General features: G+C 26.2%; 17 protein-coding genes. 8 read left to right on the top strand and 9 right to left on the bottom strand.

The genetic code is table 11. From position 1 onward, the window contains the following. Positions 1–1,098 (top strand): flagellar motor switch protein FliM, encoded by a 1,098-nt coding sequence (gene fliM / locus AAQM_RS01340; protein ID WP_129094498.1) that lies wholly within the window; start codon positions 1–3, stop codon positions 1,096–1,098. A 16-nt stretch (positions 1,099–1,114) separates the two neighbouring features. Here the strand turns inward: fliM and pyrC are convergent, their stop codons facing one another. The 5 genes from pyrC to AAQM_RS01315 form a co-directional block, all read right to left on the bottom strand. Further along, positions 1,115–2,146 carry a dihydroorotase gene (pyrC, locus tag AAQM_RS01335; RefSeq protein ID WP_129094499.1) on the bottom strand — a complete coding sequence of 344 codons (1,032 nt, stop codon included), beginning with the start codon at positions 2,144–2,146 and terminating at the stop codon, positions 1,115–1,117. Further along, entirely contained in the window at positions 2,146–2,484 is a 339-nt protein-coding gene (locus tag AAQM_RS01330) for a P-II family nitrogen regulator (RefSeq protein WP_128986906.1), read from the bottom strand. Before AAQM_RS01330 ends, pyrC begins: the two co-directional genes overlap by 1 nt. 89 nt (positions 2,485–2,573) lie before the next feature. After that, positions 2,574–3,761 carry an ammonium transporter gene (locus AAQM_RS01325; RefSeq protein WP_129094500.1) on the bottom strand — a complete coding sequence of 396 codons (1,188 nt, stop codon included), beginning with the start codon at positions 3,759–3,761 and terminating at the stop codon, positions 2,574–2,576. A 105-nt stretch (positions 3,762–3,866) separates the two neighbouring features. Beyond that, positions 3,867–4,205: a P-II family nitrogen regulator gene (locus AAQM_RS01320; protein ID WP_129094501.1), complete on the bottom strand. Its 339-nt coding sequence runs from the start codon at positions 4,203–4,205 to the stop codon at positions 3,867–3,869. Between the two features lie 13 nt (positions 4,206–4,218). Next, positions 4,219–5,433 (bottom strand): ammonium transporter family protein, encoded by a 1,215-nt coding sequence (locus AAQM_RS01315; protein ID WP_129094502.1) that lies wholly within the window; start codon positions 5,431–5,433, stop codon positions 4,219–4,221. Positions 5,434–5,614: 181 nt separating this feature from the next. Between AAQM_RS01315 and AAQM_RS01310 the strand changes: the two genes are divergently transcribed. Both AAQM_RS01310 and AAQM_RS01305 read left to right on the top strand, forming a co-directional pair. Beyond that, positions 5,615–7,540, top strand: coding sequence for an ankyrin repeat domain-containing protein (locus AAQM_RS01310; protein WP_129094503.1), 1,926 nt, complete (start codon positions 5,615–5,617; stop codon positions 7,538–7,540). A gap of 85 nt (positions 7,541–7,625) precedes the next feature. Next, a complete protein-coding gene (locus AAQM_RS01305; protein ID WP_129094504.1) occupies positions 7,626–8,510 on the top strand; it encodes a hypothetical protein in 885 nt (294 codons plus the stop codon). Here AAQM_RS01305 and AAQM_RS01300 read toward each other — a convergent pair. Further along, positions 8,507–10,261 carry a sensor histidine kinase gene (locus tag AAQM_RS01300; protein WP_129094505.1) on the bottom strand — a complete coding sequence of 585 codons (1,755 nt, stop codon included), beginning with the start codon at positions 10,259–10,261 and terminating at the stop codon, positions 8,507–8,509. The genes AAQM_RS01305 and AAQM_RS01300 overlap by 4 nt on opposite strands. Before the next feature lie 193 nt (positions 10,262–10,454). Here AAQM_RS01300 and AAQM_RS01295 point away from each other — a divergent pair, with 193 nt between their 5' ends. After that, on the top strand, positions 10,455–11,207 hold the full coding sequence (locus AAQM_RS01295) for a sigma 54-interacting transcriptional regulator (protein ID WP_129094506.1): 753 nt from the start codon (positions 10,455–10,457) through the stop codon (positions 11,205–11,207). Next, a complete protein-coding gene (locus tag AAQM_RS01290; RefSeq protein ID WP_129094507.1) occupies positions 11,204–13,744 on the top strand; it encodes a [protein-PII] uridylyltransferase family protein in 2,541 nt (846 codons plus the stop codon). Before AAQM_RS01295 ends, AAQM_RS01290 begins: the two co-directional genes overlap by 4 nt. A gap of 6 nt (positions 13,745–13,750) precedes the next feature. Here the strand turns inward: AAQM_RS01290 and AAQM_RS01285 are convergent, their stop codons facing one another. Together AAQM_RS01285 and AAQM_RS01280 are read right to left on the bottom strand one after the other, a co-directional pair. Beyond that, complete coding sequence (locus tag AAQM_RS01285; protein WP_129094508.1) at positions 13,751–14,488, bottom strand: CRISPR-associated endoribonuclease Cas6; 738 nt, start codon at positions 14,486–14,488, stop codon at positions 13,751–13,753. A gap of 93 nt (positions 14,489–14,581) precedes the next feature. Next, positions 14,582–18,061: an acyl-[ACP]--phospholipid O-acyltransferase gene (locus AAQM_RS01280; RefSeq protein ID WP_129094509.1), complete on the bottom strand. Its 3,480-nt coding sequence runs from the start codon at positions 18,059–18,061 to the stop codon at positions 14,582–14,584. Between the two features lie 176 nt (positions 18,062–18,237). On the opposite strand from AAQM_RS01280, the gene AAQM_RS01275 reads away from it, so the two are divergent. Next, a complete protein-coding gene (locus AAQM_RS01275; RefSeq protein WP_129094510.1) occupies positions 18,238–19,728 on the top strand; it encodes a SulP family inorganic anion transporter in 1,491 nt (496 codons plus the stop codon). 1 nt (position 19,729) lies between these two features. Continuing rightward, positions 19,730–20,569 carry a universal stress protein gene (locus tag AAQM_RS01270; RefSeq protein ID WP_129094511.1) on the top strand — a complete coding sequence of 280 codons (840 nt, stop codon included), beginning with the start codon at positions 19,730–19,732 and terminating at the stop codon, positions 20,567–20,569. Positions 20,570–20,576: 7 nt separating this feature from the next. Here AAQM_RS01270 and AAQM_RS01265 read toward each other — a convergent pair whose 3' ends face one another. Next, on the bottom strand, positions 20,577–21,206 hold the full coding sequence (locus AAQM_RS01265; protein ID WP_129094512.1) for a methyltransferase domain-containing protein: 630 nt from the start codon (positions 21,204–21,206) through the stop codon (positions 20,577–20,579). A gap of 88 nt (positions 21,207–21,294) precedes the next feature. On the opposite strand from AAQM_RS01265, the gene AAQM_RS01260 reads away from it, so the two are divergent. Next, complete coding sequence (locus AAQM_RS01260; protein ID WP_129094513.1) at positions 21,295–21,699, top strand: DUF350 domain-containing protein; 405 nt, start codon at positions 21,295–21,297, stop codon at positions 21,697–21,699. Positions 21,700–21,706 lie beyond the last annotated feature (7 nt).

The raw sequence follows: 21,706 nt of genomic DNA, 5'->3' as shown, positions 1-21,706 counted from the left end.
ATGGCTGAATTTTTAAGTCAAGATGAAATTGATGCTCTTTTAGATATTGCTGAACAAGGTGAGGATATAGATGGTACGAATCCCCTTGATAAAGTTGCATCAAAAGAGAAAAACTACTCTATTTATGATTTTAAAAAACCAAATAGAATTACAGTAGATCAACTAAAAGCATTTTCAACAATGCATGATAAAATGTTAAGAGATTTTATCAATGATTTATCTTCAATGCTTAGAAAACTTGTAGATGTAAAACTTTACTCAATAGAACAGATGACTTATGGAGAATTTATTTTATCTATTCCACAAATTACGTCACTAAATACTCTTTCAATAAAACCTCTTGATGGAAGAATTGTTGTTGAGTGCAATCCTGCTATTTCACATAAAATAATAGCTGATTTACTTGGTTCTGGTGCTGTAAATACAACTGATAATATTGATAGAGAATTAACTGAAATTGAAGTAGAAATTCTTGAACACTTTTACAAAATGTTTATCAAAATTTTATATAAAACTTGGAGTGATATTTCAAGTTTAAATTTCAAAATTGAATCAAGAGATACAAATGCAAATGCTATTCAAATTGTATCTGACCATGAAATAGTTTTACTTGTTGTATTAGAAATAACAATCGATGAAGAATCTGGATTTTTATCTATTTGTTATCCAATATCTTATTTTGAACCTTTATTAAATAAGATTGTTGAAAAAATATTTAGTGAAGGTAAAAATAGAAAATCAAGTAGAAAAAGAGATATTAAAACTCTTATTTCAGGTGCTAGAATGAAAATTGAATCTATTATGGCAGAAACAGAACTTACAACTCAAGAGATTTTAAATTTAAAAGAAGATGATGTAATAGTTTTTAATAAAAATGCTACTTCTTCATCTGCAACAATTTATATAAATAAAAAAGAGAAATTTTCTGCAATTTCTGGAATATCAAATAATAGAAAAGCAATACAAATAAGAGCAAATTTAGATAGAGAAAAACAAGAAACACTTGACACATTAAGAGCTATGAGAGAAGAAAGAGAAATAAAAGCAAAAGAGACTGCTGAAAATATAAAAAGACTTCTAAATCAAAAAGGTAGCTAATTTTAAGCTCTCCTTTTTAATTTATTGATTCTATACTCCATGGAATTGATTCGCCAGCATACATAGGAACTACATTTTCATTTTTATATTCATAAATAGCAGGAACTATAAAATCTTTTTTTATCAATGTAATAGTTTTTTTCTCTAAAGTTAGATTATAAATTCTTTGTGCATTTAAAGAAACAAATGCATTTAAATTTTCTAAAGCATCATGTTTTTCAAAAAGTTCCGTTAATACTTGTAAAGCAATTGGTGAAGTAAATACACCAGCAGCACAACCACAACACTCTTTTTTATGTTTTGGATGAGGAGCAGAATCACTACCAAACATAAGTTTTGGATGAGCTTTTAATGCAGCATTTAATAAAGCACTTCTATCTTCTGGTCTTTTTGCTATTGGTTTACAAAATAGATGAGGATTTAACATTCCACCTGCAACATCATCCAAAGTTATCAATAAGTGATGTAAAGTAACCGTCGCATATAAATTATCATATTTATCCAATAATTCAATAGCTTCTTTTGTTGTAATATGTTCCATAATAATTTTTAAATTAGGAAAAACTTTTGCAATTGATTCATAAATTGGCATAAATTCTTTTTCTCTATCCATTACAAAACCATTAGTCTCACCATGAATACATAAAGGAATACCTAATTTACTCATTGATTCTAAAGTAGGTCTTAATACTTCAACATCCATAGAAGCAACACCTGTTTCAGAATTTGTAGTAATCCCAGCAGGATAAAGTTTAATACCTATAATATCATCTTTAATATCCGCTAAGAATTCATATGAATAATCATTTTTAAAAAACAGTGTTACATAAGGCTCAAATTTATCTTTAACACAAGCTTCTTTTATTCTTTGTTTATAAGCAAGTAGTGCTTCTTTTGTTGTAATAGGTGGTACTAAGTTTGGCATGATTAAAGCACCACTAAAAGTATTAGAAGTCAATGGACCAACTAGTTTTAACATATCTGCATCTCTTAAATGAAGATGCATATCCAAAGGTTCATTTATTTCAAAAGTTGATAAAGAAGCCATTAAATAGCTTCCTCATCTTGCTCACCTGTTCTAATTCTTATAACCTTTTCAACTGGAGATACAAATATTTTTCCATCTCCAATCTTTCCTGTTTTTGCAGCATCTATGATTACTGAAATTGTTGAATCAACATTTTCATCTGCAACGATTAATTCCAATTTGATTTTAGGTAAAAAATCAACCACGTATTCAGCACCTCTGTAAAGTTCACTATGACCTTGTTGTCTTCCATAACCTTTAACATCAGATACTGTCATTCCTGTAATTCCTGCTTCTGCTAAAGCATCCTTTACATCTTCAAGTTTAAATGGTTTAATTATAGCTTCAATTTTCTTCACTATTAATCCTTTTTTTAGTTCACGTATTTTAACAAAATTTTTTTAAACTAATATTATCTTTGCCCAAGAAAAGCCACATAATACTAAATTTAGAATGCTCGTTTAAACTCTGGATAAGCTTCTAATCCACACTCTTGAACATCTAATCCTTGCATCTCTTCATCATTTCCTGCTCTTAAAGGTACTATTTTATTTATTATATACAAAATTATATATGAACTAATAAAAGTAAACACAGCAATTACTAAAATACCTTTTAATTGACCAATTAAAGTTATATCATTTCCATTTGAAGCAAAAATACCAACAGCTAACGTTCCCCAAATACCATTTAGTAAGTGAACAGATAAAGCTCCAACTGGATCATCTATTCTTAATTTATCAAATAAACTAACCCCTAATACAACTAATCCTCCACCTATTGCTCCAACTAAAATTGGTGTATAAATATCATACAAGTCAGGTCCTGCTGTGATTGAAACTAATCCACCTAAAGCACCATTTAAAATCATAGTTAAATCTAGTTTTTTATACATTAAATGCATAATAATTGCTACCATTATAGCACCACTTAAACCTGCTGTATTAGTATTTAAAATAGTTAACGCAACTAAATCCGCATTCTCTTTACTTGCAATAGATCCAACACTTCCACCATTAAATCCAAACCATCCAATCCACAATAAAAATGCACCTAAAGTTACTAAAGGAATATTTGATGCTGGAATTACTCTTATTCCACCCTCTTTAGTATATCTTCCCTTTCTTGCTCCAATAATTAATATAGCTGCAAGTAATGCCCAACCACCTGTACTATGAATTACTGTTGAACCTGCTAAATCATACATTGAAAGTTCAAGTATAGTACCCTCTAAAAAATTTGCTCCCCAAGTAATATTTACAACTAAAGGGTAAAGAACTGATCCCATAATTACTGTAAAAATAGCTAACGGGATAATTTTAGCTCTTTCACTAACTCCTCCACTCATAATATTTATTACTTTTCCTACAAATGCCATTTGAAATAAAAATGCAGCATATTTACTCATACTATCATTTCCCAACTCGCCAAAAGCTAAAGAATACCCAAAAAGTAAAAAAGCTAAAGATGCTATTGCATAAATAAGTGTATTTATTGTCAAAACTGAAGTTACGTTTTTTGTTCTTACAATTCCAGCTTCAAGCATGGCAAAACCAGGAACCATAAAAATAATAAGTGTCATTGCGAAAATCGCATAGAGTGTATCTATTATATAAGAGATAGATTGCATATCCATAATTACTCCTTTTTTTAGTAATTATAACAATACATAATCTATTAATAAAAATATTATTGTATATTTTTTATACAAGATAGAAGAGATTATTCTCTTCTATCTTTTTTATACAGCTTCGCTTCCTCTTTCTTGTGTTCGAATTCTAACTACTTCATCTAAAGATGAAACAAATATTTTTCCATCTCCAATTTTTCCTGTTTTTGCAGAGTTTGTAATTGTACTTATTACAGACTCTACCATTTCATCTTTTACAATAATATCAATTTTTATTTTTGGTAAAAAATCAACTACATATTCAGCACCTCTGTAAAGTTCACTATGTCCTTGTTGTCTACCATATCCTTTTACATCATAAACTGTCATACCTGTAATTCCAGCTTCAACTAAAGCATCTTTCACATCTTCCAGTTTAAAAGGTTTAATTATTACTTCTATTTTTTTCATTATACTTCCTTAATTATGCTCTTTTAAATTCTGGATATGCTTCTAATCCAGTTTCATGAATATCAAGACCATTTACTTCTGTCTCTTCATCAACTCTTAATCCAACTAGTAAATCTAAAATCTTCCATACAATAAATGATGAAATAAATACAAATGCACCAATAACTACTATACCTTTAACTTGGTCTAATATTGCTACTTCTGAATTAAAAATACCTACAGCTAATGTTCCCCAAATACCTGCAACTAAGTGAACAGATAAAGCTCCAACGGGATCATCAATTTTTAACTTATCAAAGAAAGGAACAGCAAATACAACTAAAGCACCACCAACTAAACCTTCAATAAATGCTATGTTCATACCTAAATCTGGTCCTGCTGTACAAGATACAAGTCCAGCTAATGCTCCATTTAATACCATAGTTAAATCAACTTTTTTGTAAATAAGTTGAGTTAAAATAGCAGCCATAATAGCACCTGCACAAGCAGCCATATTTGTACTTGCAACTACAGAAGCAATTCCATCTATATCTTCTTTTGAACCTAATGCAAGTTGAGAACCGCCATTAAATCCAAACCATCCCATCCATAAAATAAATGTTCCAAGTGTTGCTAAAGTAAGATTAGAACCTGGAATTGGTCTTACATTTCCATCTTTTCCATATTTACCTTTTCTAGCACCTAAAATTAATACACCAGCTAAAGCAGCCCATCCACCAACAGAGTGAACAACAGTAGAACCAGCAAAATCAGAGAATCCAGAAATTAATCCACCTAATTCAGAACCTCCCCAAGACCAATGTCCTTGAATCGGATAAATAACACCTGATAAAACTACCACAAATATTAAGAACGGCCATAATTTCATTCTTTCAGCTATTGTTCCAGATATAACTGAAGCAGCAGTTGCTACAAACACAACTTGAAAAAAGAAATCAGCCATAACAGGATATCCCATTTCTTCATTTGTTTTTCCTGATAACATAGCTCCACTTCCAATGAATGCTCCACCATCACCATACATAAAGTTATATCCTACAAAATAGAACATAATACAAGATATTGCAAATAATGCTATATTTTTTGTTAAAACTGTTGCTGTGTTTTTAGTTCTTGTTAAACCTGATTCTAACATAGCAAAACCAGCCGCCATCCACATAACTAAGATTCCTGCAAATACAAACAGAAAACCATCTAAAATATATTTTACATCAGTAAAATTTTCCATAAGACTCCTTTGTCAAATTATATATCACCATTATAAAAAATTTTATCTATCTTGTAAACAGTTTGTCTGTATATTAATTATCCATAATATATTTTTATTCAAATTTATCTACTTATGAAGCACTATTATGCTTTTTTATTATATAATCTCAAAAAATTTATAATTTAAAATGGGTAAAATAATGTTTGATAAGTTTCTCAATAAAATCAAGTTTACAGAGGAAGAACTAGTAAAAGAGTTGGTTAGTACAACTCCTAATTTAGATAAAATAACTAAAATTTACACAGAATTGAACATTGATTTAAATAGTCTATATTATAATGAAGAACATATCTTACACTACTGTTGTAAAAAAGATTTATTTCAATCTTTATTATGGTTATTAAATAATAAAATTGATATCGAAATTGAAAACTCTCAAAAAGAAACAGCAGTATTTTATGCAGTTCATGCAAAAAGCACTGCTATTATGCAAGCATTAGTTGAACACAAAGCAAATATTAATCACCTAAATATTTATAAAAGAACTGCTTTACAAGATGCTGTTATTAGTGCAAATAATAGAATTGTTACTTATTTGATAGAAATTACTTCTTCAAAAGGAAATTGTGATATTCATGGGAATAATCTTATTTTTGACGCTATCGCGAATGGAAATCTTGATATTATAAAAAAAGTAGCTTTATTAAAAGAAGTAGATATAAATCAAATTAATGAAGATGGAAATACAGTTTTACATAAAGAAATAGTTTTAAAAAACAATCAATTAGCCTTACTATTGATGGATTTAGGTGCAAATCCAACGATTTTAGATAAAAATGGCAAGAATTTTCTATTTTATGCAATATCAAAAGGAATAGAAAATATTTCGATTCTTCACAAAGCTGTTGAACTAGGTTGTAATATAAATAGTAAAACCGCTGATAATACAACTCTTTTAATGGAATCAATAAATCACTTCTTAGAAACTCCAAAAGATGATACAGCTCAAAAAGAGAGTCATTTTGAAATGATAAAAGAGTTAATAAAACTTGGAGTTAATGTAGAAGCTGTAGATAATAAAGAAGAAAATGCTCTATTTTATGCAACAAGAAGTGAAAATAGAGAACTTATAAATTTACTTTTAGAATCTTCAGATTTTAATCTAAATCATGAAAATTTCAATGGAGATACAGTTTTATTACTTTTAGTGTTAGGTGGAATTAAAAACAGTGATTTAATCAAATTCTATCTAGAAAAAGGCGCAGACCCAATAAAAGAGAATAGTTATGGGAAATCAATTATTGAAATTTTAATAGATATTATTTTACATTCACAAAATAGAAAAGAGCTAGACTTTGCATATGAAATTCTTTTAAATGAAGATGGTGAATATCCAACTGTTTTGGAAGGTCTTTTAAGAAATTGTACAATTGATATAAATAAATTAAATTCAAAAGGTGAACCTTTATTTTTTGAATCTATTTTACACTTTAACTTTAAACTATTTAAAATTTTAAGAGTTAAAAACATCAATCTAAATCAAAAAGATAAAGATGGGAATAACATAATCTTTAAACTTATGGAATATAACTATAAAAATCTTATCAAAGACAAAAAGTTATACTTAAATACAATAAAAAGCCTTGTAAATTCAGGTGTTGATATAAATGCAAAAAACAATGAAGGCTTAACTGCTTTACATATTGCAGTTACTGAAAAATGTGAATACACTATAAGATTACTTTTAGAGCTTCGTGCTGATTGTTTTGCTAGAGATAAAAAAGGAAGAAGTATTATGCATAGTTGTATTTGGAAAAATACAACTAAATATTTTAAATTATTGCATCACTATAATAAGGAAATTATAAACTTACCTGATGCTTTTGGAATTAGACCTATAAATTATGCTGCTTTTATGGGTAAAAAAGATTTGGTTATTGAAATGCTTGATGAAGGAGCATTGGTTAATAATTCATTTAAAAAAGATCCTAAAATTCTTACTTTTTTAGAAAAATTCCATGTAAATATACTAAATCTTGAAAATGGAGTAGAAAAAGAAGTTGATAAGGCAAATTTAAAACTACTTGCTGATAATATGATAAAAGAGTTTAATATCAAAAAATAACAGTTGTATAAATAATAAACAAATTACATCAAAATAAAAACCTAATATCTTATATAATAAAATAAAAAATATTCAAAGGTTTATAATGAAAGAATTTTTTGAAACCTATATACAACACCAAGAAGATATAGAATATTTCTTACAAGAGAGTATTAAAAATATAGGGAGTTTATCAAATCACAAAAAAAATGATTTTAAACAACTATATAAACTTTTTCCTTCTCTTGAACTTGTTTACATAATAAATAAAGATACAAAAATACAAACCTCATCAAATTTTTATAGATATAAAAATGATGATAATGCAAGAAATAAAGATAGATCACATCTTATTTCAAAACTACACTTTAAAGAATCAAATATCGCTTTTTCAAAACCTTATATAAGTAGTGCTACAAGAAATACTTGTGTGACTGTAACTATAAAAGAGGATGATGAAATATTTTTTCTTGATTTTCAAATAGATATTTTGTTACAAAAACTAAATTTAGTTGAATTAAATAAACCCTTTCATAGTGTTACAAAAGGTTTTTATATAGTAGCTGGTTTTTCTATGATGGTTTTATCAATTATTACAATTTTATTTTCATTATATGATTTTACTTTTTATCTATTTTCAAAAAATGAATTATCTTTAGAGATGATATTTAAACCCATCATTGCTCTTACTTTAAGTATTGCTATTTTTGATTTAGCAAAAACTATATTAGAACAAGAAGTATTTTTCAAATCTTATTCAAAAAATTCAAAGGTAGAAACAAAAATATTAACAAAGTTTTTAACAACTATTATAATTGCTTTGTCTATTGAAGCTTTAATTGTAGTATTTAAAATAGCTATTAATGACTATGACCAAATGATAAATGCTTTTTATTTAATAGCTGGTATCGCACTAATATTAATATCTCTGACTATATTTATTAATTTTTCCTCAAAAAGATATAAACAAAATAGTGTTGAAGTAAATTAAGTTAAAGGAACTGTTATTTTAAATAATGCACCTACAAACTCATTATTGTTGTAGGTGTATTTTTCATTTGAAACTTCTATTTTTCCTTTGATATGTTTGATTATTATCTCTTCACACATATAAAGACCAATTCCTGTTCCTTTACTTTTGTGTTTTGTAGTAAAATAAGGCTCAAAAATTCTATCTTTAATTTCTTCTTTTATTCCGCCTGCATTATCTTTTATTTTTATTTTAAGATTATCATTTTGTCTAAATAAATCTATAAATATATACCTTTTTTCATCTTTTTCTTTTTTGATTAATTCATCTTGTGCATTATTTAAAATATTGATAATTACTTGTAAAAGTTCATTTTCAAAACTTGTAATTTCCAAATCTTCTACATTTTTTATTATTTCTATTTGATTATCATTAAAAGACAAATTTAATAATGAGACTGCTTTTTCAACTAATTTTTTACTATTAAAAAGATTTTTACTCTTATTTGGAGAAAAATAATATCTAAAATCATCAATAGTATTTGATAAATAATTTGCTGTATCAATAATATAATTCATAGATTCTTCATACTCTTTATCTTCAAGTAATCCATACTCTTTTTTCAATTTAATAGATGAAGCAGCTGTAGTTATAACAGATAATGGCTGTCTCCATTGGTGAGCTATATTTTCTATCATTTCACCCATTGCAGCCATTTTATTTTGTTGAAAAAGAATTTTATTCTTTTCATCATTTTTTAAAATCTCTTTATTTACAGTTTGTTGCAAAATTTGATTTAACTCTCTTAACCTTTTAGAATATAAATAATATCCTATTACAAAAATTGTCAAACAAAACACAATCAAAAAAAACGTCAAATATGAAAAAGCATGTTTTTTAAATTGATTAATCTCTGAAATATCTATGGAATTTAAATTTCTAAATAATAACATATTTGCAAGTTTGTCATTATCTTGATTTATAATAACGTTTGTTATCAACATTCCATCTTTTATAAAATAATTTTCAATTTTCAATAAATCATCAAAATTTTGATTTTCTAAATATTTTAATAATTCTGTTGATGAATCAAAATTTGCAACATAATAATCTTTTAAAAATATATTTGTAAAGCTATTTTTTCTTAATTGTTCTGTAAATTTTTTTTCAACTAAAAGAACTACTTCAACCAAATCACTATTTTTCAACTCTTTAGTAATAGAGTTAAAATGTGTAATTCCTTCTAAAACTCCTAAAAAATTATTTTGGTTATAAATAGGAATTTGTGATTTAAAAGTAATATCATAAATTCCAACACTAATATTATTTTGAATTTTCGGACTTTTTAGTAATGGATGTAAATCTGATCTAAAGAGTTTAATTTTATCATTTTTATCTTCTGTCCAACTTCGATATATTGATACACCATCTTTATCAATCATTTGAAACCAAACGTTTCTAAAATCTGTATAATTTTTTAATTTTTCACTTAAAAGATTTAATTCATATTTTATTTCACCTTTTGATAAAAGAACATTTTTTATTTTTTCATTTTCACTTAGTGTTAAAGTCAAAGCTAATGTTGCATTTTTTTTAGATTCAATCAATGAATAACTTTTTTCTTTTAAATTTTTTGATATCAAACTATATTTTTGTTCTAATAACTCTTTCTCTTTTTTTGATATTAAATAATCTCCAATAAATATAGTCAACAAACAAATAAATAACAATACTATTACATTGATAACTATATATCTTTCCTTATTTTTCAAAATTGAGCCTTATTTGTATTATTTATATAATTTGTATTATTACACATTATTTATTAAAAATAATTATTTTTATTTCAATTGGGATATTGTATAAATTTTATACAATATTTTGAAATTTTTTCATTTTTATACAGTATAATATTTTATGATTGGTAAGTAATTCAAATTTTTAGATTTATAGAGGTAATTTTATATGCAAGAATATATAGCAAAAGATAGTATTTCCAAAGAAATTTTAAACTCTGCTAAACTTTTACAAGCAGTAGAAGTTAATGCCCTTATTTTAGGTGAAAATGGTGTTGGAAAAAAATCACTAGCAAAATATATATTACCCCATTCAGAAATTTACGAAGCAAAAAACTTACAAAAAGATATTACAGATGAAGTATTAATCTTACAAAATGAAGCAATTATTATTGATAAAATAAATGAAATAACAAACATAGATCTTTTTCTAAGATGGATTGAAGAAAATTCCATTAGAGTAATTGCCATATCTCAAACTGAAAATCTAAACCAAAAAATCAAAGATATTTTTTCAATAAATCTTGAAATACCAAATTTAACAAAAAGAGAAGAAGATACCAAAGCTTTAATAAATAAATTTTCACAAGAAGCTAGTTCTATTTTAGATATGCCTTTAATTCCCCAATCAAAACTTATCATAAATATCTCAAATAATACTCATAGTTTAAGAAAGTCTATTTATTTTTCATATCTATTTGAAACTATTGGAGAGCATGAAATTTTAATGTTTTTAGAAAAATATATTAGTGAAAACTTATATGGAGAAAATTCATATAAAGATTTATCATATATCTTTGAAGTTCCTTTGTTAAAAGCTTCTACAAAAAAATATAAATCTCAAGTGCAAGTTGCAAAACATTTAGGCTTAAATAGGATAACATTAAGAAAAAAATTGGAAATTTATAAAGATTTATTATGACAGAACTTAATATACAAATCGAAGAGTTAATCTCAAATAATGCTACAGATTTTCAAATCTCTAAGGTTTTCAAAACCTACTACAAAAACTATTTAGATTCAATAGATACAACTGTTGAAACAACGGGTGGAAAAGATTTTTTTATAAAACATACAAAACATACTGATAGATTTTTAGTTCTTTTATACAAATATATATTACGAAAAAATTTTGGTTCGCATCAACCTATGAGTTCATCAATTCCTATTAGTTTAGTTGCTCTTGGTTCTTATGGAAGAGAACAGCTTTGTATTTATTCAGATATTGACATTATGATTTTATATGAAAATATAAAGGGTTATAACCTAAAAGATATCATGGAAGAATTCATAACTTTAGCTTGGGATTGTGGATTAAAATTAGGTTCAAGAGTTCATGAATTAAAAGAGATAAGTGAAGCTGTAAAAGGTGACATAACTATAAAAAGTTCTATTTTAGAATCAAGAATGATTTATGGCTCAAAAATTTTATGGTATGGTTATCAAAATATTTTAAAAATTATTAGAAAAACTGAACAAAAAGAGTTTATTCTTGCAAAACTAGAAGAACATAAACAAAGACTTTTAAAATATCCACTAAAAATGGAACCAAACATAAAAGATGGTTATGGTGGAATGAGAGAGTCAAACTTAATGTATTGGATAGCAAATGTTTTATATGGAGTTACTAATACAAAAGATTTAATTGGTGTTCAATTTAGTGAAGAAGAGTATAAAAAATATAGACAAGCTTTAGAGTTTATTTTTCAAGTGCGAAATGCTTTACATAATATTGCAAGAAAAAAACAAGACCAAGTAACCTTTGATATTTTACCTGATTTAAGTTCTAAACTTGGGTTTAAAAATAGAACTAGATATACAAAAGATAGACTTTGTATGGCAAAAATTTTATCTAGCTTACATATTATTCACAATTTCACAGCAACTATGGTAAAAAAATTTACAAGGGAAGTTTTATTTGAAAGTTCAAATATTTCTAAACTAAAAGAATTTAGATTCAAAAAAAACCTTTATATTATTGAGAATAAACTATTTTGCTCTTTTAATACAAAACCTCAAACTTTGAATAATTTATTAAAAGAGTTAATAGAACTTCCAACTCATGTACAAGAGTTTGATAGGTCATATATCTATTATGCAAGTAAAGCAAAACTTCCTAAAGTTCAAACAAAAGAACTTAAGAAAAGTGTTAAAAATCTTTTATCAAGACCTAACTTATATCCTTTAATCAAACTTATTTATAATGCTGGATTATTTCAAGCTGTACTTCCCAGTACAAAAAAAATGATTGACCAACCTCAATTTGATGGTTATCACAAGCATCCTGTTGATATTCACTCTATTAATACTTTGAAATTTGCACAAAATATAGAAGATGTTCACATAAAATCAATTTTTGATGAACTTACTAATGAACAAAGAACTCTTGTAAGACTTGTAGCCTTTTTTCATGATATTGGAAAAGGAAGAAAAGAAGACCATCATATTGTTGGTGAAAAACTATTTAAAAGTATGATGAAATCTTTTGATTTTGATGAAGAGTTTATAAAAACAGGAGCAAGGCTTGTTAGATACCATAATATGATGTCTTACATGGCAACAAATGAAGATATATATTCTGAAAAAACTATTTTAAATTTTACTGGTCTTTTAAAAACAAAAGAGAGTTTAAAGATGTTATATGTGGTTACTTATTGTGATATTTCTGCTGTTGGGAAAAATATCTTTAATAGTTCAACAGCTTCACTATTAAAACAGTTGTATAATCAATCTCTTCCTGCTTTTGAAAATCAAGAGTATTTAAATGAAAGTAAAAGAAGAATTGCAAAACAAAATGCTATAAAAAATCTTGAAAAATATAAAGAATTACCTAATATCTTAAAAAAGAAAATTATGTATATAGCTTCTAATCAGATATTTTTACGTTTAAAAGCAGAAGATATTTTGGATATTGCAATAAAAGCAAAAGATGTTGATAATTATATTTACAAGATTATAAATGAATCACAATTAACTATTAGAATTATTAGAAAGTCTCCATTAAATTTGGGATATTTACTTGGAAAATTAGAATTTCTAAATATTGCTTCTATGAATATCTTTAAACTTTATGATAATAAAAAAGCTTTCGAAATATCATTTTCTGAGAAAATAAGTGATGAAGACCTATTTTTTATCGAAGAGATTATAAAAGACTCTTTTGACATGACTAAAAGAACTTCATTAATAACGCCAATTATAAAAAAAGAAAATATAAAAATAGACTGTAATCATACAGCTTATCTAGCTTCTATGCATATAGTTGCAAAAGACCAAAAAGGTTTATTTGCTTATATTGCTAAAATATTTGATGATTTTAATGTAGAAATAGAAAGTGCTAAACTTCATACTTTAAATGGTTATGCAAAAGATTTGATTTTGATTGAAAAAGATGGAAGTTTTTGCTCAAATCAAGAAAAAATACTCAATCTTATGTGTGTAGGTGATAAATCTTCTTAAAAAATTTTATCCCCTACCAAAACAAAAACCTCCACCTAAACCACTTTTTTCACCAAGTCCAACAGCTAGTGATAAAAAAGCTAGTTTTTGTGAAGTTTCATCTCTCTTTGGAATAATCTTTAATTTATTTCCTATTAGTCTTATAATTTTTTCTTTTTTATTTTTTATAGTTTTGAAATATATAGATTGAGGTTTTTCATTTTTTAATTCAATTTCTTGAATAAAACTCTTAGACTCTTTTAACTCTTCACTATAAAAATATCTCAATTTCTTTTCTAAATTATTATGAAGTCTATTTTGTAAAGTTTGCATATCTCCATTATAATGTAAAGACCAAAAAAGTTGTTTTCCTTTCTCATCTCTTCTGTCTGAAACAATCACAGGTGTTGCACTATACAATTCACTAATAAAAAATTGTTCTATCTCTTTTTTTTCACAATTTAAAACCTGCAAAAAATTATTATTTATATTTTTTACAAGTAAAAATTCCAGACAATCTATTAATTCTTTATTTATACTTCTAATCACAAACTTATAAGTTTTATCTTTTTTATAAATTCTATCTTTTTCTATTGGATAAAAGTTTCCAAAACAGTAATCTTTAATAGAATTTTTAACAACTTCATCAAGTTTTTTATTAAAAGAAATTGAACCACTTATAGATTTTGACAAAATATCAAAACTATCTTTTAGTTCAATATTCTCTTTTAAATATGCTTCGCATTTTAGTTCAAATATAGTCATTTTAAACTCTTTTTTTATTACAATTTATCATTAAAATAAATTGTAACAAACAAATGACTCACAAATTACTCTTTTTTGTATTTATGAAATTATTTATTCTTTTATTAAAGCCTTTGAAGTGTTATAATCTCTCTTTCCACTCCCTAATTTAGGGATTTCATTAATAACTTTTATATTTGAAGGAATCATTAATTTATTATCAAAATTGCTTATAATCTTTTGTTTTAAATCCAAAATAAACTCATCATTTACATTTGTAATAAGTAAAACTATAGTTTCACCTTTTTTCTCATCTTCAATATTTGTAACTATAAAATCAACTAACGGATTTTGTTCAAAATCTATTAACTTAGAAATTTTTTCTTCAACTAAACTAAGACTTATCATTTCCCCACCAATTTTAGCGAACCTTGAATATCTATCAACTATAGTTAAAAATCCATCTTCATCAATACGTCCTTTATCTCCTGTGATGTAATAAATTTTGCCTTTTATAGTTTTTAAAACTTCAGCTGTTTTTTCTTGATTGTTTAAATATCCACGCATTACTTGAATACCTGAGATTAGAATCATTCCTTCTTCATTTGTATTTAATTCTTTATAGGTTTGAGGGTCAACTATTTTTATTGTAGTTCCTGGAATTGGCATACCAACCGTTCCATTTTTATTTCCTATTTGAATAGTAAAATCAGGTGCTATTACATCTGGTAAATTGCAAGTGGCAACAGGTGAAGTCTCAGTTGTTCCAAAACCTTCTAAAATATCTTTTCCAAATCTTTTTTTAAACTCAAATTTAACATCTTCTCTTAATTTTTCCGCTCCTGCAACAACCAATCTTAAACTTTCAAACATCAAAGGATGTATTTTTGTATTTTTTGCATAAAGTCTAAAAAATGTAGAAGTTCCCGTCATAATAGTTGCTTTGTGAGTTACTGTTAATTTTGCAATTGCAAGTCCATCTGTTGGGTCTGGATGAGCTACACATTTTATTCCTTCAATCAAAGGTAAATATGTTGTTACAACTATTCCAAAAGCATGAAATAAAGGTAATGTTCCTAACATTATATCCTCATGTGAAACATTTATGATATTTGCTATTTGTTGAGCATTTCCTAAAATATTATCTGATGTTAATTCAACTCCTTTTGGTTTTCCTTCACTTCCAGAAGAGAATAAAATAATAACAGTATCATCTTTTTTTATCTTTTTTAGATGTAATATTTTTAGAATAAAACTAGGTAAAAGTTTTATGCTAATTAGTGTTATTAAACCTTTTGTTTTAGTGATTTTTGTTTTTAAATCTTCAAGATAAATCACATTTACAACATTTAAAATCTCTTTTAAATTTATTGCTTTTGATTCTAATTTTTCTATAAATTTTTTAGAAGTTATAATTGTTTTTATCTCTGCTTGAATCAATGCTTCTTTTAAAGAAGTTGTATCACTTGTATAGTTTAAATTTACGGCTGTTTTTCCCATCAGCAACATCGTATAATTTATAAAAGCTCCTGCTGCTGTTGAAGGTAATAATAGACCAACATTTTGTTCTTTTAACTCTTTTTTTAGTAAATTCTTAAATAAAATTGAAGCAGTTAAAAATTTATGTCCACTTAACTCAACTCCTGTTGAATCAACAAAAATCAACTCATTTGAAAGCTCTTTTAATCTATCAAAAATAGTCTCATTTAAAGGTTTTAGATTTTTTATATGCTCTTGCCAAGCCTTTGTTGAAAGATTTATAACTTCTTGTTTGATTCTTATTGTATTTGATTTTTCTTTACTTAATGCTCTTGAAAATAGAACAGTCACAATAGAAGTTTTTTTAGAATTTTTAAACTTTTTATTTGCTCTACTAAACATAGATTCCCAAAGTCCCCTAATATAAAAAGGAACAACTTTCACATCTGTATTCGTAAGTTCTAAAATCTTTTCAAAACCTCTTTTAAACTCCCCTAAATGACCATTTCTAGTGATTGAACCTTCGGGAAAAAGTACAACAATATTTCCCTCATCAAGCTCTTTTGCAACAAGTTTAATAGTTGTTTTACTTGAATTACTTGATATTGGGATTGTTTTAAATAACTTTAAAATCCAATTTATATACCATTTATTATAAATAGTTTTATCCATAACAAATCTAACTTCTCTTGGAACTGACATCAAAATAATAGCCCAATCAAGCCATGAAATGTGATTTCCTAATAATAAAACTCCACCATTTGAAGGAATATTTTTTATTCCGTTTACTTCAAGTTTATATCTAAAACCAACAATTGTTTTTAAAAAAATCAAGATTAAAGATTGTGGTAATTTAACAATTGTATAAATTGTTCCTAAAACTATTATCACAACTATTAAATAAATAGTTTTTAAAGGGTCTAAATCAAAATATGATACTGTTGTTGTAAGAGTTAGCATCAAAAACATGGCAAGTGAATGAAACCAATTATTTCCTGCAAGAACTGTACCTAAAACCTTTTTTTTAGCATTAAACTGAATTAATGCATTTAAAGGAACAACAAACATTCCTCCAAAAATTCCAAAAAACAAAAAGCTAATAGCAAGTAAAAATGGTGTTTCTACGATTGTAGATAAGTATAAAGTTGTAGCCATTCCAAGTGCTGAAAGAGGAATTGTTCCAACTTCTATATAAAATTTTGAAAATCTTGAATAAATAATAGAACCTATTGCTATTCCAACTCCTGAAGCAGCTATAACTCCATTTATTACAAATACATTTGTAATATTTAAATACATTTTTGCAAAAGATGGAAATACAGCCATAGAAGCTTGTGAAACTCCCCAAAAAATTGATAGACCAATTACACTTAAAAAAATTACATTATTTGAAGCAATTGTTTTTATATTATTTACTAATAATTTGCCTTGAAATAACTCTTGCTTGTTTAAACTTAACTCTTCATTTTTTTTATGACTTGTATTTATTCTTCGTAAAAATGCAAAAGAGACTATCATTTCTAATAGAGCCACTGGTAAAATATAATAAGTCAAAGGTAAAATTGCTGTTAATAACTGCTCTTTTGTATTTAAATTTTGAAGATTATTTAGATTATAAAAATTTTCAAAAACTAAAGAAGTAGTTCCTATTGCAAATAAAATAGCAATAATTGAGATTGATTGTAAAGCAGCATTTCCACGAGACAACTCTTTTTTACCATAAATATCAAGAATCAATCCGAATTTTGCAGGAGAATAAATAGCACTTTGAACAGCTAATAAAACTAAAGCAAACATAGCAAAATAGAAATTTTCACTTAAATAGGAAATCACCATTAAAACAGATAACAAAAATGATGAAACAGCACCATAAACTAAAATATCTTTTTTATTATACTTATCAGACAAATATCCACTAACAGTAAACAAAAGTAAAAAAGGAATAATTATTAAAGCATTTATTATAGAAATCCAAATAACTTGCGTTGAACCATCAAAGATTTTAAAAGCTATATTTTGAAGTAATACTTTATGTGAAACATCAACAACTGCATTGCAAAAAACCACAAATAAAAATGCAATTTTTATATTTGTTAAATTATTTATTTTATTCATTAATATTCCCTAACAACAATAATTTTTAGAAAAAAAGATTATACACACTTTTTAGTTCTTTTACCATTTACTATTTAAATAATAAAATCACTCTCATAAAAATATAAGTTTTTTTAGATATAATCGAGACTTTTCCTAAATAAATAATCAAAAATTTTATAAAAATAAGGATTTTAATGTATCAAACCATAAAAAAAGAGTGGTTCTCAAACATAAAAGCAGATACTCTTTCAGGTCTTGTAGTAGCCCTTGCACTGATACCTGAAGCAATAGCTTTTTCAATTATTGCAGGAGTTGATCCAAAAGTTGGACTTTATGCTTCATTTTGTATTGCAGTTGTTATAGCTTTTGTGGGAGGAAGACCAGGAATGATTAGTGCAGCAACCGGAGCTATGGCTTTAGTTATGGTAACACTTGTAAAAGAGCATGGACTTCAATATTTGTTAGCAGCCACACTTTTAACAGGTGTTATTCAAATAATTTTAGCTTATTTGGGTATTGCAAAACTTATGAGTTTTGTAGCACGTGCTGTTGTAATTGGTTTTGTAAATGCTTTGGCTATTCTTATTTTTATGGCTCAACTTCCAGAACTAACTAATGTAACTTGGCATGTTTATGCACTTACAATTGTTGGACTTGGAATAATTTACTTATTTCCTTATATTCCAAAAATAGGAAAAATGCTTCCCTCTCCACTTGTTACAATTGTTGTTTTAACTATTTTTGTATATTTTGTAGGTTGGGATGTAAGAAATGTAGGAGACATGGGAGAACTTCCTGATACTTTACCTATATTTTTATGGCCTGATGTTCCTTTTAATTTAGAAACTTTATGGATTATATTACCTTATTCTGTTGCTTTAGCAGTTGTTGGATTACTTGAGTCATTTATGACAACAACAATAGTTGATGAACTAACAGATACAAAAGGGGATAAAACAAAAGAAGCAAGAGGTCAAGGAATAGCAAATATAGCTTCTGGTTGTATTGGTGGAATGGCTGGATGTGCAATGATTGGTCAATCAATCATCAATGTAAAATCAGGAGGAAGAGGAAGATTATCTACATTTATAGCTGGTTTTTTCTTACTTATAATGGTTGTATTTTTAAGTGATATTATCTCTATTATTCCTATGGCTGCTTTAGTTGCTGTTATGATTATGGTTTCTATTGGAACTTTTGATTGGGCTTCAATAAAAAATCTAAAAACTCTACCGCTCTCTACAAACATCGTAATGCTTTCAACTGTTATAGTTACTGTTTATACTCACAATTTAGCTCTTGGAGTAATAACAGGAGTCTTATTTGCTTCTTTATTTTTTGCAAATAAGATTTCACACTTTATGTACTGTGAAACTTCATATAATGAAAATAAAAGTGTTAAAACTTACAAGTTTGTAGGACAAGTGTTTTTTAATAGTGCAGATAGATTTTATGAACATATTGATTTTAAAGAGGTTTTAGATAGAGTAATTATTGATGTTTCAAGAGCTCATTTTTGGGATATTACAGCTGTTTATGCACTTGATAAAGCAGTTATAAAACTAAGACGTGAAGGTGCTGTTGTTGAAGTTATTGGTCAAAATGAAGCAAGTAAAACTATCATCGATAGATTTGGAATTCATGATAAACCTCAAGAGATAGAAAAAGTTATGGGAGGACACTAAAATGAGTTATGTATTGTGTTGTGTTGATGGGAAAAACTATTCACAAAGTGCTTGTGATTATGCTGTTATGATTTCAAATAATATGAATCTTCCTTTAAAATTTTTAAACATTATAGAACACTCTTCAAAAGTAGAAAAACTAAATCTATCAGGAAATATAAAACTAGGTGAAAAAGATGATTTACTGCAAGAGTATACAAATGAAGAAGCAACAAAAAGTCAATGTGCAATCAAAACAGGAAAAGAGCTTTTAAATACTTTAAAACAAAAAGCTCTACAAACTTGTAAAAATGAAATTACTATTTTACAAGTACATGGAGATGTAATAGAGACTATCTTGGATTTTGAAAAAGAAATATCAGTTTTAGTAATTGGAATAAAGAGTCATGAAGAGCATATAATTGGTGAAAATGTAAAAGATATTATAAGAGCAATTCATAAACCAGTTCTTTTAGTAAACAGCGAATTTATTGAACCAAAAAAATTATTAATCGCTTACAATGGTTCAAATGAATCAAAAAAACTTTTAAATGAAACTTCAAAAAAACCTATCTTTAAAAATATAAAAAGAGATATTGTAAATATAAATGCAGATAAAATTTTATCTGCAAAACTTCTAAATGAAGCAAAAGAGATTTTTGCAAAACAAAATATAGAAGTAGATACTTCTGTTTTAAGTGGTGAACCCAAAGAGGCTATTTATAACTATTTTGAACAAAATAATTGCGATATTTTAGCGATGGGAGCTTTTGGGCATTCAAGATTAAAAGAGTTTATTTTTGGAAGTTTTACAAGTGAAATGTTAAGAAAAATTAAAAAACCTATTTTACTTTTTAGATAGAAAAGAATCAATCTTTTCTATTTGAAAATTTTATAAAATTCTTTTCTATACTCATATTCTCAAATTCAAACTCTTTTTTTATCCACTCAAAAGTTTTTTCCCTATAGATAAAAACATGAGTTAAATCATTTTTATACCACCACTTTGAAAAATCTATACTATCTTTATAAATTCCTGTCATCAAATACAAAGTTGAGTTCTCTTTTAATAAGGATTTTAAAAGTTCAAACTCTTTTTTTGGATTGTAAAAATGCTCAATAGCTTCACAACAAGCAATATAATCATACTTTTGTTTTAAAAGATTTTTATCATCAAAAAAATATGGGTCATACTCAAATATTTTATAATAATTTGTTTTTAAAATTTTAACAATAGGAGAATCTTTTCCACATCCAAAATCAAGTCCAATATCCTCTTTTTTATACTCTTTCAAAACCGCATTTGTAATAGGAGAAACAAAATTTTGATAACCTAAATCATCACTATTATTTGTATGGCTTTCATATCTTTGTTTCTCTTTTTCATTATCAAGTAGTTTCTCTTTTGGTCTAAATATTCCACCACAGCCACAACACTCATAAAATTCATCTTTATAAAATGGTGTCGAAATATCTTTGCAAAGTGGACAAATTAACATACAAAACTCCTATTCTTTCTGGGAAATATTTTATCATAATAAGGCATATAGCTACTTTTAGCTAAGATTCAAACAAAAAAGGATTAACATGGAAATAGAATTATATGTAGGATTTATAAGTTTCTTTTTCACAGCAATAGCTTTAATAATTGCTTTTCTTTATTTATATGCAATTGTTACACCTTACGATGATTACAAACTTATCTTTGAAGATAATAACATCGCTGCTGCTTTAGGTTTTGGAGGAGCAATAATTGGAGTTTCAATTCCACTTTATAGTGCTTTAGTTAACTCTGTTTCTTATACTGATTTTGTGATTTGGGGAGCAATAGCAATATTAATTCAATTGATTTTTGCACTTATTGTTACAAGAATTACAGGTAAATATTCAGTTGAAACAAAAATATCACAAGGTGTTATTCCAGTTGGAATTTTGATGGCATTTTTATCAATTTCAATTGGATTATTAAATGCAGGGTCAATGAGTTATTAATAACTCA

This window comes from Arcobacter aquimarinus, from assembly GCF_013177635.1.
Taxonomy (GTDB): Bacteria; Campylobacterota; Campylobacteria; order Campylobacterales; family Arcobacteraceae; genus Aliarcobacter; species Aliarcobacter aquimarinus.
Note: the sequence above shows the minus strand (reverse complement) of the source record. Positions and strands in the feature narration are given on the sequence as shown.

Coding starts and splice junctions, on each gene's coding strand:
- AAQM_RS01320 (WP_129094501.1), bottom strand. CDS start 4,205: ATGAAAAAAATAGAAGTAATAATTAAACCTTTTAAACTGGAAGATGTG.
- AAQM_RS01280 (WP_129094509.1), bottom strand. CDS start 18,061: ATGAATAAAATAAATAATTTAACAAATATAAAAATTGCATTTTTATTT.
- AAQM_RS01260 (WP_129094513.1), top strand. CDS start 21,295: ATGGAAATAGAATTATATGTAGGATTTATAAGTTTCTTTTTCACAGCA.
- AAQM_RS01295 (WP_129094506.1), top strand. CDS start 10,455: ATGCAAGAATATATAGCAAAAGATAGTATTTCCAAAGAAATTTTAAAC.
- AAQM_RS01325 (WP_129094500.1), bottom strand. CDS start 3,761: ATGGATATGCAATCTATCTCTTATATAATAGATACACTCTATGCGATT.
- AAQM_RS01275 (WP_129094510.1), top strand. CDS start 18,238: ATGTATCAAACCATAAAAAAAGAGTGGTTCTCAAACATAAAAGCAGAT.
- pyrC (WP_129094499.1), bottom strand. CDS start 2,146: ATGGCTTCTTTATCAACTTTTGAAATAAATGAACCTTTGGATATGCAT.
- AAQM_RS01305 (WP_129094504.1), top strand. CDS start 7,626: ATGAAAGAATTTTTTGAAACCTATATACAACACCAAGAAGATATAGAA.
- AAQM_RS01265 (WP_129094512.1), bottom strand. CDS start 21,206: ATGTTAATTTGTCCACTTTGCAAAGATATTTCGACACCATTTTATAAA.
- fliM (WP_129094498.1), top strand. CDS start 1: ATGGCTGAATTTTTAAGTCAAGATGAAATTGATGCTCTTTTAGATATT.
- AAQM_RS01315 (WP_129094502.1), bottom strand. CDS start 5,433: ATGGAAAATTTTACTGATGTAAAATATATTTTAGATGGTTTTCTGTTT.
- AAQM_RS01290 (WP_129094507.1), top strand. CDS start 11,204: ATGACAGAACTTAATATACAAATCGAAGAGTTAATCTCAAATAATGCT.
- AAQM_RS01270 (WP_129094511.1), top strand. CDS start 19,730: ATGAGTTATGTATTGTGTTGTGTTGATGGGAAAAACTATTCACAAAGT.
- AAQM_RS01310 (WP_129094503.1), top strand. CDS start 5,615: ATGTTTGATAAGTTTCTCAATAAAATCAAGTTTACAGAGGAAGAACTA.
- AAQM_RS01285 (WP_129094508.1), bottom strand. CDS start 14,488: ATGACTATATTTGAACTAAAATGCGAAGCATATTTAAAAGAGAATATT.